The sequence below is a fragment of the Pseudomonas sp. Z3-6 genome (assembly GCF_051131985.1).
GTDB classification, from domain to species: domain Bacteria; phylum Pseudomonadota; class Gammaproteobacteria; order Pseudomonadales; family Pseudomonadaceae; genus Aquipseudomonas; species Aquipseudomonas zanjanensis.
The window spans coordinates 730,147-743,392 of sequence record NZ_CP071644.1 but is presented as its reverse complement, the minus strand read 5'-3'; the positions used below and the strand labels follow the sequence as shown (position 1 = coordinate 743,392).

The window sequence follows — 13,246 nt, the reverse complement described above, 5'->3', positions numbered from 1 at the left end:
GCTCATTTCTAAGCTTTCAGAAGCAGTTTATGGTGGAGCCAAGCGGGATCGAACCGCTGACCTCCTGCGTGCAAGGCAGGCGCTCTCCCAGCTGAGCTATGGCCCCATAACAAAATTGGTGGGTCTGGGCAGATTCGAACTGCCGACCTCACCCTTATCAGGGGTGCGCTCTAACCAACTGAGCTACAGACCCAATTTCGAGCTTGTAACTGTTAGCTGTGAGCTATCAGCTTGGAGCTTAAAGCTGCTTCTATCGTCTTCTTCAATGAATCAAGCAATTCGTGTGGGAGCTCATGAAGCAGCTGCGGTCGTCGATTAAGGAGGTGATCCAGCCGCAGGTTCCCCTACGGCTACCTTGTTACGACTTCACCCCAGTCATGAATCACACCGTGGTAACCGTCCTCCCGAAGGTTAGACTAGCTACTTCTGGTGCAACCCACTCCCATGGTGTGACGGGCGGTGTGTACAAGGCCCGGGAACGTATTCACCGCGACATTCTGATTCGCGATTACTAGCGATTCCGACTTCACGCAGTCGAGTTGCAGACTGCGATCCGGACTACGATCGGTTTTGTGGGATTAGCTCCACCTCGCGGCTTGGCAACCCTCTGTACCGACCATTGTAGCACGTGTGTAGCCCAGGCCGTAAGGGCCATGATGACTTGACGTCATCCCCACCTTCCTCCGGTTTGTCACCGGCAGTCTCCTTAGAGTGCCCACCATAACGTGCTGGTAACTAAGGACAAGGGTTGCGCTCGTTACGGGACTTAACCCAACATCTCACGACACGAGCTGACGACAGCCATGCAGCACCTGTCTCAATGTTCCCGAAGGCACCAATCCATCTCTGGAAAGTTCATTGGATGTCAAGGCCTGGTAAGGTTCTTCGCGTTGCTTCGAATTAAACCACATGCTCCACCGCTTGTGCGGGCCCCCGTCAATTCATTTGAGTTTTAACCTTGCGGCCGTACTCCCCAGGCGGTCAACTTAATGCGTTAGCTGCGCCACTAAGAGCTCAAGGCTCCCAACGGCTAGTTGACATCGTTTACGGCGTGGACTACCAGGGTATCTAATCCTGTTTGCTCCCCACGCTTTCGCACCTCAGTGTCAGTATCAGTCCAGGTGGTCGCCTTCGCCACTGGTGTTCCTTCCTATATCTACGCATTTCACCGCTACACAGGAAATTCCACCACCCTCTACCATACTCTAGCTCGACAGTTTTGAATGCAGTTCCCAGGTTGAGCCCGGGGCTTTCACATCCAACTTAACGAACCACCTACGCGCGCTTTACGCCCAGTAATTCCGATTAACGCTTGCACCCTCTGTATTACCGCGGCTGCTGGCACAGAGTTAGCCGGTGCTTATTCTGTCGGTAACGTCAAAACACTAACGTATTAGGTTAATGCCCTTCCTCCCAACTTAAAGTGCTTTACAATCCGAAGACCTTCTTCACACACGCGGCATGGCTGGATCAGGCTTTCGCCCATTGTCCAATATTCCCCACTGCTGCCTCCCGTAGGAGTCTGGACCGTGTCTCAGTTCCAGTGTGACTGATCATCCTCTCAGACCAGTTACGGATCGTCGCCTTGGTGAGCCATTACCCCACCAACTAGCTAATCCGACCTAGGCTCATCTGATAGCGCAAGGCCCGAAGGTCCCCTGCTTTCTCCCGTAGGACGTATGCGGTATTAGCGTCCGTTTCCGAGCGTTATCCCCCACTACCAGGCAGATTCCTAGGCATTACTCACCCGTCCGCCGCTCTCAAGAGGTGCAAGCACCTCTCTACCGCTCGACTTGCATGTGTTAGGCCTGCCGCCAGCGTTCAATCTGAGCCATGATCAAACTCTTCAGTTCAAACATCTTTGGGTTTTGAGAAAACCCTAAACTTGGCTCAGCAATCGTTGGTTACATCTTTGATTTCTCGCGGAGTAACTTGTGATGCTGATAATCTGTTGACTAGCAGTCTGACTCCACAAGCACCCACACGAATTGCTTGATTCAGTTGTTAAAGAGCGGTTGGCTGAGTCTTTCGTCTCAACCGAGGCGCGCATTCTACAGCGCCCCGTGTATCTGTCAAGCGGTTATTTTAAGAAGTTTTCAAAGTTTCGCTTCGGAAACATCAACAACTTCAACCACTTGCGCTTCCGATCTCTCGTTAGCGGGAGGCGAATTCTACAGCGTTACTCGCTGCTGTCAACACCTCTTTTTCACCGCTTTCGACCGAGAAGATCGAACCGCCGATAGAGCCAAACATCACCGCTCTATCTGCTCCTTCCAAGCTTCGATGAACTGAAGCCCTGCATCTTCGAAACCTACTTAACTCATTGAATCTCAAGGAGTTTTCCGTTTCGACTGTGCCGGAAGTGGGGCGAATTATAGACTTCCAGAATCTGCCGTCAACCCTTAATTTCAGCTTTATTCGGATTTCAGCGTAATCCGCGCAAAAGCCTTCTTGCCGGCCTGGCATACATGAGTAGAACCCAGCTCATATATATAGGTGCGATCCACAACCTCACCATCTACACGCACACCGCCCGAACCAAGGAGATCTCGTGCCACCGCCGCATTCTTGACCAGGCCTGCTTTATTAAGGACCGCCGCAATCGGCATACCCTCGGCAGCAACCAGCTCGATCTCCGGCAAGTCATCCGGCAGCTCGCCATCCTTCATACGATTACCCGCCGCACGGTGAGCGCTGGCAGCTGCCTCTTCACCATGGAAACGAGCAACGATCTCTTCGGCCAGCTTGATCTTGATGTCCCGCGGATTAGCCCCAGCCTCTACATCAGCACGGAACGCATTGATCTCATCCATTGACCGGAAGCTCAACAGCTCGAAGTAGCGCCACATCAGCGCATCAGGAATGGAGACCAGCTTGCCGTACATGGCGCCTGGCGCTTCCTGGATGCCCACGTAGTTGCCCAGCGATTTGGACATCTTCTTCACGCCATCCAACCCCTCCAGCAATGGCATGGTCAGGATGCACTGCGCCTCCTGACCATAACCGCGCTGCAGCTCACGCCCCATCAACAGGTTGAATTTCTGATCGGTGCCGCCGAGCTCAACGTCCGCGCGCAACGCAACCGAGTCATAACCCTGTACAAGCGGATAGAGGAACTCATGGATAGCGATTGGCTGATTGGTTGTATAGCGCTTGTCGAAATCATCGCGCTCAAGCATGCGAGCCACGGTGTATTGAGACGTCAGGCGAATGAAATCCGCCGGCCCCATCTTATCCATCCAAGTGGAGTTGAAAGCCACTTCGGTCTTGGCCGGATCAAGAATCTTGAATACCTGGGTCTTGTAGGTCTCGGCGTTATCGAGGACCTGCTCACGGGTCAGCGGCGGGCGCGTAGCACTCTTGCCGCTCGGGTCACCGATCATGCCGGTGAAGTCACCTATAAGGAAGATGACCTGGTGGCCCAGATCCTGGAACTGGCGCAGCTTATTAATAAGCACGGTGTGACCCAGGTGCAGATCGGGCGCCGTCGGATCGAAGCCAGCCTTGATACGCAGCGGCTGCCCACGCTTGAGCTTTTCGATCAACTCGGACTCGACCAACAGTTCTTCCGCACCACGCTTGATCAGCGCTAGCTGCTCTTCAACCGACTTCATAACAGACCCGTAAGGCTCAGATTCAAAGGGCCCCAACCATACAAGATCGCGCACCAAATACAAGGTTTGCCAGGCGCAAGGACGCCAATCCACAGAACAGAGCGTTCGCGGGCTTGCTTCGCAGGGGTTTTGGTTATATTTTATACAGTTATTTCATCTTCATCATGTCATTCATCTTTTCCAATTCATTTTTTCAAAAGCCAAAATTACTTATGACCACAGAACCGTCTAAAGCGCCGCCGCTTTACCCGAAGACCCACCTGCTTGCCGCAAGTGGCATCGCAGCCCTCCTTAGCCTGGCGCTCCTGGTGTTTCCCTCCAGCGATGTTGAAGCCAAAAAGACGACTCTGAGTCTTGAACTGGAAAGCCCTGCTGAACAACTGACACAAGAACAAGACGCCGCCGAAGCCGTTCAAGCCACAAACGAGCCGGCTGCTTCTCCGTTTGCACAGATTGAAAACAGCCCGCAAGACCCTGCCCAGGCCGCCTCTCAGGCAGAAGCGCCTGTGGCAGAAGAAAAGAAAGGACCGGACCATCGCGAAGTGATTGTTGCCAAGGGCGACACTCTCTCCACACTCTTCGAAAAGGTTGGCCTGCCTTCGACTTCGGTCCATGAAGTCCTGGCCAGCGACAAACAAGCCAAGCAATTCACTCAATTGCAACGCGGCCAGAAACTCGAATTCGAACTCAATCCAGACGGACAGCTGACCAACCTGCACACCAAGCTGAGTGACCTGGAAAGCATCACCCTGACCAAAAATGACAAGGGTTATGTATTCAACCGCGTCACCGCCAAGCCTACCGTTCGCTCGGCCTACGTCCATGGCGTCATCAACAGCTCGCTGTCCCAGTCCGCTGCGCGCGCCGGCCTTTCCCATAGCCTGACCATGGATATGGCCAGTGTCTTCGGCTACGACATCGACTTCGCCCAGGACATTCGCCAGGGCGACGAATTCGACGTCATCTACGAGCAGAAAGTGGTCAATGGCAAGAGCGTCGGCAACGGCCCGATTCTCTCCGCGCGCTTCACCAACCGCGGCAAGACGTACACTGCGGTGCGCTACACCAACAAGCAAGGCAACAGCAGCTACTACACCGCCGACGGCAACAGCATGCGCAAGGCATTCATCCGTACACCGGTTGATTTCGCCCGTATTAGCTCGAAGTTCTCCGCAGGTCGCAAGCATCCGATCCTGAACAAGATTCGCGCCCACAAAGGTGTCGACTACGCCGCCCCTCGTGGCACGCCAATCAAGGCAGCCGGCGACGGCAAGGTGTTGCTGGCAGGCCGTCGCGGCGGTTATGGCAACACCGTGATCATTCAGCACGGCAATACCTATCGCACCCTGTACGGGCACATGCAGGGCTTCGCCAAAGGCGTGAAGACTGGCGGCACCGTCAAGCAAGGCCAGGTGATTGGCTACATCGGCACCACCGGCCTCTCCACCGGCCCGCACTTGCACTATGAGTTCCAGGTCAACGGCGTTCATGTCGATCCACTTGGCCAGAAGTTGCCGATGGCCGATCCGATCGCCAAGGGCGAGCGCGCACGCTTCCTGGCTCAAAGCCAACCTTTGATGGCTCGCATGGATCAAGAGAAAGCCACCATGCTGGCCTCGAGCAAGCGCTAAGCATGGCGCTTTATATCGGTGTGATGTCCGGGACCAGCCTGGACGGCTTGGATATCGCACTGATCGAACTGACCCCGGCGATCAAATTGATCGCCACGCACTACATCCCCATGCCCGCCGTTCTGCGCACCGAATTGCTCGAATTGTGCAGCAGCGGGCCCGATGAGATCGCCCGTTCCGCCATTGCCCAACAAAGCTGGGTAAAGCTGGCCGCGCAGGGCATCCATACCCTGCTCAACGAACAGAAACTCAAGCCTGAAGACATCAGGGCGATTGGCAGCCACGGCCAGACCATCCGCCATGAACCGGCCCGTGGGTTTACTGTGCAAATTGGCAATCCGGCACTGTTGAGCGAATTGACCGGCATCACCGTCGTCAGCGATTTCCGAAGCCGCGATGTCGCCGCTGGCGGGCAAGGCGCCCCACTGGTCCCGGCGTTTCACGAAGCATTGTTCGAAGAACGAGCCGGTCATCGTGCCGTGCTGAATGTCGGTGGCTTCAGCAACCTCAGCCTGATAGCGCCCGCAAAACCTGTCGCCGGTTTCGACTGCGGCCCAGGCAACGTAATGCTCGATGCCTGGATTCATCAACAACGCGGTGAGCATTTCGATCGCGACGGCCAATGGGCCGCCAGCGGAAAAGTCGAGCCAGCCTTGCTCAAGGCACTGCTCAGCGACCCCTTCTTCGTCACCAAGGGTCCGAAAAGTACCGGTCGTGAAGTATTCAACCTGCCGTGGCTGAGCCAGCATTTGTCGCAGTTGCCAGCCTTCGCCCCGGAAAACGTCCAGGCGACGTTACTCGAACTGACCGCCCTGACCATCGTCGAATCACTTCAGTATGCCCAGCCGAATACTCAGGAGTTGCTGGTCTGCGGCGGCGGCGCGCACAACCAGGCGTTCATGAAGCGCCTGGCTGAATTGCTGCCAGAGGCCACCGTCAGCAGCACGGCGGCATATGGAGTGGATCCGGACTGGGTCGAAGCCATGGCGTTCGCCTGGCTCGCCCATTGCTGTCTTGAAGGTATTCCAGGTAACCGTCCAAGTGTCACGGGCGCCCGTGGCCTGCGCATACTCGGCGCTATCTACCCGGCCTGAATCCAATAATCACGGACAAAAAAAACGCCGCAGGGCCTAAGGCACCGCGGCGTTTTTATTGAAGCCTTCAGATCGAGAACGAAGAGCCGCACCCACAAGTGGTGGTGGCGTTAGGGTTCTTGATCACGAAACGCGAGCCTTCCAGACCTTCCTGATAATCTACCTCGGCACCTGCAAGGTACTGGAAGCTCATCGGGTCGACCACCAGGCTGACCCCTTCGCGCTCGACAATGGTGTCGTCTTCGGCCACTTCTTCATCGAAAGTGAAGCCGTACTGGAAACCGGAACAACCGCCGCCCGTAACAAATACGCGCAGCTTCAAACGATCATTGCCCTCTTCATCGACCAGGCTCTTCACCTTGTGCGCGGCACCGTGGGTGAATTGCAAAGCCGTGGGGGTGAAGGTTTCGACGCTCATGCTGAATATCTCCCGGCGCTTACGCCGCCATAATGCGTGATGGCGGGCATTATCCGCTTCTCCTAGAAAATTGGTCAACTATTTGCGGAGCAGCGGCAAGCTACAAGTTCAAAGCTGCAAGCTTGCAGCTTGTGGCTGCTCTTAAGGCAACATCCCCGCATGGGACAGCCCCAGGCGCTCATCCAGCCCGAACAGGATGTTCAGGTTCTGCACGGCCTGGCCGGACGCGCCCTTGACCAAGTTGTCGATGACCGACAACACCACCACCAGATCACCGTCCTGGGGACGATGCACGGCGATCCGGCAAACGTTCGCACCGCGCACGCTGCGGGTTTCCGGATGACTGCCAGCCGGCATCACGTCGACGAACGGTTCGTTGGCATAACGTTTTTCAAACAACGCCTGCAGATCCACCGAACGATCGACGACAGTCGCATACAGGGTGGAATGGATACCACGAATCATCGGGGTCAGGTGCGGCACGAAGGTCAGGCCGACGTCCTTGCCCGCTGCCCGGCGCAAGCCCTGGCGAATTTCCGGCAAGTGGCGATGCCCTTTGACCGCGTACGCCTTCATGCTTTCCGACGTCTCGGAATACAGCGAGCCGACACTGGCGCCACGCCCGGCACCGCTGACACCGGACTTGCAGTCGGCGATCAGGCGCGAAGCATCGGCAAGACCGGCTTCCAGCAGCGGCAAGAACCCCAGCTGTGTCGCCGTCGGATAGCAACCCGGCACAGCGATCAATCGTGCCTGTTTGATCTTCTCGCGATTGACTTCCGGCAAGCCGTAGACCGCCTCTTCAAGCAGTTCCGGCGCACCGTGGGGCTGGCCGTACCATTTGGCCCATTCATCGGCGTCCTGCAGGCGGAAGTCCGCCGACAGGTCGATGACCTTGGTGCCGGCGGCCAGCAGTTCGCCGGCCAGGGCGTGAGCAACACCGTGGGGCGTGGCGAAGAACACCACATCGCAGGCGCCGAGGGTCTTGACGTCCGGAACGCTGAACGCCAGGCCGTCGTAATGGCCTCGCAGGTTCGGGTACATGTCGGCGACGGCCAGGCCGGCCTCGGATCGGGAGGTGATGACCACCACTTCAGCCTGCGGATGCTGTGCCAGCAGACGCAGCAGTTCGACACCGGTGTAACCCGTGCCGCCGACGATACCGACCTTGACCATAAACCTGCCCTCAACGAACCCACTGGAAAGCCGTCGATGATAGGGGCCGCAGGGCGTGGCGACAACCGTCAAGGTGACGTGCGGCCGCTCTAACCTCTACTATCGAGCTACCGTGATTTCTTGGAATAACTAAAAATGCTCTATCTGTGGCTCAAAGCACTTCACATTGTCAGCATGGTCTGCTGGTTCGCCGGCCTGTTCTACCTGCCTCGCCTGTTTGTCTATCACGCCCAAAGCGAGGACAGCGTCAGCAAAGAGCGCTTCAGCGTCATGGAGCGCAAGCTGTACCGCGGCATCATGGGCCCGGCGATGATCGCCACCCTCATATTCGGCATCTGGCTGCTGAGCCTCAACGCCGGTGCCTACTTCACTCAGGGAGGCTGGATGCACGCCAAGTTGACCTTGGTCGTGCTGTTGATCGGTTACCACCACATGTGCGGCGCCCAGGTGAAACGCTTCGCTCGTGGCGAAAACACCCGCAGCCATGTCTTTTATCGCTGGTTCAATGAGGTGCCGGTTCTGATATTGCTGGCTATCGTAATTCTGGTCGTCGTCCGACCGTTCTAATCTCCAATCAGCATTCATTATCCGGGGTACTTCCAATGTCGTTGCCCGCTCTGCTTGAACAACGCTTGCGCCTGCCCGTCGTGGCGGCGCCCATGTTCCTGATTTCCAATCCGCAATTGGTGCTGGCCTGCTGCCGCAATGGCATCGTCGGCAGCTTTCCGGCGTTGAACCAGCGCGAAAGCAGCGGCTTCAAGGCCTGGCTGGAAGAAATCGAAGCAGGCCTGGCGACCTTGGAAAACCCGGCGCCCTACGCCGTGAACCTGATCGTCCATCACAGCAACCCGCGACTTCAAGCCGACCTGGCCATCTGCATCGAACACAAGGTGCCGATCGTCATCACCAGCCTGGGCGCGGTGAAAGAACTAGTGGACGCGGTGCACGGTTATGGCGGGCTGGTGTTCCATGACGTGACGACCCGACGTCATGCCGAAAAAGCCGCCGAAGCCGGTGTCGATGGCTTGATCGCCGTTGCCGCCGGCGCAGGCGGGCATGCCGGGACCTGGAGCCCGTTTTCACTGATTGCCGAGATCCGCCAGTTTTTCGATAAGACCCTGCTGCTTGCAGGATGCCTGAACCACGGCCATCAGATTCTGGCCGCACAATTGCTTGGCGCGGACCTGGCCTACTTCGGTACGCGATTTATCGGTACAAGCGAAAGCCACGCACCTGACGCTTATAAAGAGATGTTGCTCACATCCAGAGCCGCGGACATCGTGCATACTCCTGCTGTATCCGGGGTGCCGGCGAGTTTCATGCGCCAGAGCCTGGAGAATGCCGGTTTCGATCTCGCCGCCCTGCAGAACAAAGGCGAGGTGGATTTTGGCTCGAAACTCAAACCGCTGAACGATGAAGCCAAGGCCTGGAAAACCGTATGGTCCGCCGGCCAGGGCGTGGGGGGAATCGATGATTTGCCCAGCGTCGATCAGTTGGTGGCGCGCCTGGATGAAGAATACCGTCAAGCACAAGCCCGGGCGGCACAGCTTGGCGGGCAATGGCCGCGCTGAACCAGCCCAAACAAAACAACTACTTAACTTTCAGAGACAAGGATGCCGGGCATGAGCGAAACCCGTTTCAACATCGTGTTCGACGGCGGCGTGATGCCGGGCGTCGATACCACCACCGCCAAACTCAACCTCGCCGAGCTGTTCAAGAGCGACGTCGCCGCCATTGAACGACTGTTCACCGGTCGCAAGGTGGCCCTGAAAAGCAACCTGTCCCAGAACGAGGCGCAGCAGTACCTCGAAGCGCTCAACAAAAGCGGTATCGATGCCAGGATCGAAGCCGAACCCACCGTCCAATTGAGCCTTGGCGAAGTACAGGACGCGCCACGGCAACCGAGTGGACGCCACCCCGATTCGATCATCGAACCCGCCTCGCCCTACGCGCCTCCCCGCGCCGAAGTCGGTGAAGCGCTTGCCGAGTACAGCACCCTCAAGCCCTTCAGCTTCGATGGCCGTATTGGGCGCCTTCGCTACCTGGCCTGGACCATGGCGTTGACCCTGGCTCTACTGCCCTTGGTCGGCGTGGGCTTCTGGCTCGCCTCGACCTGGCTGCTGGCTTCCGACTCGATAGCGGCGCTCATTGTCGGCGGCCTGCTCGCTGCGGTCGTTGTGCTTGCCTTTGCCTTCGTGAGCATCCAGTTCAACGTCCAGCGCCTGCACGACCTCGGTTGGTCGGGGTGGTTGTGGCTGATCAACCTGGTTCCCTTCGTGGGCAGCATCTTCCCGTTCATCCTCATCATCGCGCCAGGCAACACCGGTGCAAACCAATATGGCCCGCCACCCCCGCGCAATACCACGGGGGTCAAGCTGTTGGCCTCGCTCTGGCTCGTGATGATCGTATTGATTTTCATCGCCACGTTTGCAGGCATCTTCGGAGCCCTCCAGGAAGACTACGACACCAGCAGCCTGAGCAGCTACGAAAGCAGCGAGTCCAGCAGCGAAACCGCTGAAGAGCCCGCCGTTGAGGCAGCCGAGCCCGCTCCGCCTTCTGTAGACTATGAAGAAGAAGAGGAACAATAAGCGCGCTTCATGCCGGTGACAGCCCAGTCATTTGGCGGCGGGCTGTTGCGATGGAGAACTGCATGACCCGTTACGCACTGATCACTGGCGCCTCCAGCGGCATCGGCCTGGCCATGGCTGAAGCGCTGGCCCGGCGTGGCCGCAACTTGATACTGGTGGCTCGACAACGTGATCGGCTGGAAAGCATTGCAATCGAACTGACCCAGCGGTTTGGCGTGGAGGTACTGTTCCGGGCTTGCGACCTGGGCGAACCGCTGAGGCTTTCAGGCTTTTTGCTGGAACTGGAGGAAGGTGAACGGCAAATCGACCTGCTGGTCAATTGCGCGGGTATCGGCACCAGCGGGCCGTTCCTGGGCCAGGACTGGATGACCGAGCAGGACCTGATCGAAGTCAACATCCTTGCCCTGACACGGCTTTGTCATGCCGTTGGCAATAGCATGGCGCTGCTTGGCGGCGGCCAGATCCTCAACGTTGCCTCGGTCGCCGCGTTCCAGCCCGGACCTTGGATGAGCACCTACCACGCCAGTAAGGCCTATGTGCTGCACTTCTCCGAAGCCCTGCGGGTTGAATTGAAAAAATGCGCGATCAAGGTCTCGGTGCTTTGTCCTGGTCCGACCCGAACCGGCTTTTTTTCCAAGGCGCAGATGGACGAGCAAAAACTCATCGCCAGCAAATCGCTGATGAGCCCGGAAGAAGTCGCCCTGTACGCCGTGCGCGCACTGGACAAAAACCGCGCCATCATCATTCCCGGACGCCGCAACCGCTGGCTGGCCGTACTGCCGCGGCTAGGATCACGGTGGCTGGTCCGGACGATCGCCGGCATGGTCAACAAGGCTTACTGCCCGCACTGATGCCCTCACGCTGAACAGCCAAGACACCTCGATCGAGGCCTTCGAGGCATTCGACCTCAACGAACCCAACGGAGAAAACAGCTGTGGATACTCTGTTTACCAAGATCATCAACCGGGAAATCCCGGCGAAGATCATTTACGAGGATGACCAGGTACTGGCCTTCCACGACATCGCCCCCCAAGCGCCCGTGCACTTTCTAGTCATTCCAAAGAAACCGATCCGCACGCTCAATGACCTTACCGAAGAAGACAAGGGCCTGGCCGGGCACATTCTGTTCACTGCCCAGCGCCTGGCGCTGGAATTGGGCTGTGAAGAAGGTTTTCGCGTGGTGATGAATTGCAATGAACTGGGTGGGCAGACGGTCTATCACATTCATATGCATGTGCTGGGTCAGCGCCAGATGAACTGGCCGCCGGGCTGATACCCCTGACCCAACGCAAATCTTCGACGGCCGATTGGGTTAAACTGGCCGCTGTGATTTTTCCCGGAGGTAAGCATGACTACCCAACGTCACTACTCGCCGATTGACCGCCTGTTGCTGCAAGCCGACACCGCGATGCGCACTCTGCTGCCCTTCAGTGGCCAGCCGTACCGCCCATCACCGGCTATCGTGCAACCGGACGCGCAATTGAGTGACGAGCAAACCCGCCACGTCGCTGGATTGATGCGTATCAACCACACCGGCGAAGTCTGCGCCCAGGCGCTGTATCAGGGCCAGGCGCTGACAGCGAAGCTGCCGCAGGTGCGTGAGGCAATGGAACATGCCGCCGAGGAAGAAATCGATCACTTGGTCTGGTGTGAACAACGGATTCGCCAACTGGGCAGCCACACCAGTGTCCTGAACCCGCTGTTCTATGGGATGTCGTTCGGGATCGGCGCCGTCGCCGGGCTGATCAGCGACAAAGTCAGCCTCGGCTTCGTCGCGGCGACCGAGCATCAAGTGTGCAAGCACTTGAACGAACACCTGGAGCAATTGCCGGCTGAGGACGAGAAATCCAGGGCGATCCTCGAGCAGATGCGCGTGGATGAAGAACACCACGCCGAAAGCGCGCTTGACGCCGGTGGCTTCCGTTTCCCGGCCCCGGTGAAATTCGGCATGAGCCTGCTGGCCAAGGTCATGACCAAGAGCACTTATCGGATTTGACGATGATTGGGATTTGGATAACCCATCCTCATTCCCCGGAAACTAAAAAGGCGACTTCCCAACGGGAGTCGCCTTTTTTCTATCCGACCATTTCAGTGCAGCAAGTCGCAAGCCCTTGGATGGCGACTCAACCCAACTCGATGATTTCATAATCGTGGGTAATTTCGACCCCGGCGGCACCAAGCATGATCGAAGCCGAGCAGTACTTCTCAGCAGACAGCTCAATGGCGCGCTTGACCTGGGCTTCCTTCAGGGCTCGCCCCTTCACCACGAAGTGCATGTGAATCTTGGTAAACACCTTTGGGTCTTCAGTGGCGCGTTCCGCTTCGAGGAACGCTTCGCAGCTTTCGACGGCCTGGCGGGACTTCTTGAGAATGCTGACCACGTCGAAGTTGCTGCAACCGCCCACGCCCAACAGGAGCATTTCCATCGGCCGAACACCCAGGTTCCGGCCACCGGCCTCTGGCGGGCCGTCCATGACGACCACATGACCACTGCCTGACTCACCGAGGAACATGGCTTCGCCAGCCCATTGGATGCGTGCCTTCATCGCCAAGACTCCACTGTTAAAAAAGGGTCGCCAGCTTAGCACAGCACCTCGTCATGACGGCTCTCCGTCGTAGGAAGCTCTTCCTGTCAGCCTGTAGGTAAATTCTCGAATCTATTCAAGACGCCTCTGTTAAGCTGGCGCGAATTCGCTGGCGTATGGCCAGCTTTTAGCGATAGCCA

Annotated in this window: 12 protein-coding genes, 2 tRNA genes and 1 rRNA gene; 8 read left to right on the top strand and 7 right to left on the bottom strand. The window is 57.5% G+C overall.

Annotated features, from left to right (window positions below):
- Positions 1-30: 30 nt before the first annotated feature.
- The 4 genes from J3P88_RS03315 to tyrS all read right to left on the bottom strand — a co-directional run bounded on the left by J3P88_RS03315 (position 31) and on the right by tyrS (position 3,614).
- Positions 31-106: transfer RNA gene (locus J3P88_RS03315), tRNA-Ala, on the bottom strand.
- A gap of 10 nt (positions 107-116) precedes the next feature.
- Positions 117-193, bottom strand: a tRNA-Ile gene (locus tag J3P88_RS03310).
- A gap of 123 nt (positions 194-316) precedes the next feature.
- Positions 317-1,853 (bottom strand): 16S ribosomal RNA (locus J3P88_RS03305).
- Between the two features lie 561 nt (positions 1,854-2,414).
- On the bottom strand, positions 2,415-3,614 hold the full coding sequence (gene tyrS / locus J3P88_RS03300) for a tyrosine--tRNA ligase (protein ID WP_434573999.1): 1,200 nt from the start codon (positions 3,612-3,614) through the stop codon (positions 2,415-2,417).
- A gap of 212 nt (positions 3,615-3,826) precedes the next feature.
- Here tyrS and J3P88_RS03295 point away from each other — a divergent pair, with 212 nt between their 5' ends.
- Both J3P88_RS03295 and J3P88_RS03290 read left to right on the top strand, forming a co-directional pair.
- On the top strand, positions 3,827-5,245 hold the full coding sequence (locus J3P88_RS03295; RefSeq protein WP_434573997.1) for a peptidoglycan DD-metalloendopeptidase family protein: 1,419 nt from the start codon (positions 3,827-3,829) through the stop codon (positions 5,243-5,245).
- Positions 5,246-5,247: 2 nt separating this feature from the next.
- A complete protein-coding gene (locus tag J3P88_RS03290; protein WP_434573995.1) occupies positions 5,248-6,339 on the top strand; it encodes an anhydro-N-acetylmuramic acid kinase in 1,092 nt (363 codons plus the stop codon).
- Positions 6,340-6,406: 67 nt separating this feature from the next.
- Here the strand turns inward: J3P88_RS03290 and erpA are convergent, their stop codons facing one another.
- A complete protein-coding gene (erpA, locus tag J3P88_RS03285) occupies positions 6,407-6,757 on the bottom strand; it encodes an iron-sulfur cluster insertion protein ErpA (protein ID WP_003177727.1) in 351 nt (116 codons plus the stop codon).
- 141 nt (positions 6,758-6,898) lie between these two features.
- A complete protein-coding gene (argC, locus tag J3P88_RS03280; RefSeq protein WP_122566710.1) occupies positions 6,899-7,933 on the bottom strand; it encodes an N-acetyl-gamma-glutamyl-phosphate reductase in 1,035 nt (344 codons plus the stop codon).
- 135 nt (positions 7,934-8,068) lie between these two features.
- On the opposite strand from argC, the gene hemJ reads away from it, so the two are divergent.
- The 6 genes from hemJ (at position 8,069) to coq7 (ending at position 12,517) form a co-directional block, all read left to right on the top strand.
- Positions 8,069-8,500, top strand: a complete 432-nt coding sequence (gene hemJ, locus J3P88_RS03275; protein WP_186706988.1) for a protoporphyrinogen oxidase HemJ — start codon at positions 8,069-8,071, stop codon at positions 8,498-8,500.
- Between the two features lie 35 nt (positions 8,501-8,535).
- Positions 8,536-9,504: an NAD(P)H-dependent flavin oxidoreductase gene (locus J3P88_RS03270; protein ID WP_186706987.1), complete on the top strand. Its 969-nt coding sequence runs from the start codon at positions 8,536-8,538 to the stop codon at positions 9,502-9,504.
- Between the two features lie 51 nt (positions 9,505-9,555).
- Positions 9,556-10,521, top strand: coding sequence for a DUF805 domain-containing protein (locus tag J3P88_RS03265; RefSeq protein WP_186706986.1), 966 nt, complete (start codon positions 9,556-9,558; stop codon positions 10,519-10,521).
- Positions 10,522-10,583: 62 nt separating this feature from the next.
- Positions 10,584-11,372 carry an SDR family NAD(P)-dependent oxidoreductase gene (locus J3P88_RS03260; protein ID WP_434573992.1) on the top strand — a complete coding sequence of 263 codons (789 nt, stop codon included), beginning with the start codon at positions 10,584-10,586 and terminating at the stop codon, positions 11,370-11,372.
- A gap of 83 nt (positions 11,373-11,455) precedes the next feature.
- Positions 11,456-11,794: a histidine triad nucleotide-binding protein gene (locus tag J3P88_RS03255; protein ID WP_003316306.1), complete on the top strand. Its 339-nt coding sequence runs from the start codon at positions 11,456-11,458 to the stop codon at positions 11,792-11,794.
- Between the two features lie 75 nt (positions 11,795-11,869).
- Positions 11,870-12,517: a 2-polyprenyl-3-methyl-6-methoxy-1,4-benzoquinone monooxygenase gene (coq7, locus tag J3P88_RS03250; RefSeq protein ID WP_060740380.1), complete on the top strand. Its 648-nt coding sequence runs from the start codon at positions 11,870-11,872 to the stop codon at positions 12,515-12,517.
- A gap of 127 nt (positions 12,518-12,644) precedes the next feature.
- Here coq7 and J3P88_RS03245 read toward each other — a convergent pair whose 3' ends face one another.
- Entirely contained in the window at positions 12,645-13,067 is a 423-nt protein-coding gene (locus J3P88_RS03245) for an OsmC family protein (RefSeq protein ID WP_003206127.1), read from the bottom strand.
- Positions 13,068-13,246: the final 179 nt, after the last annotated feature.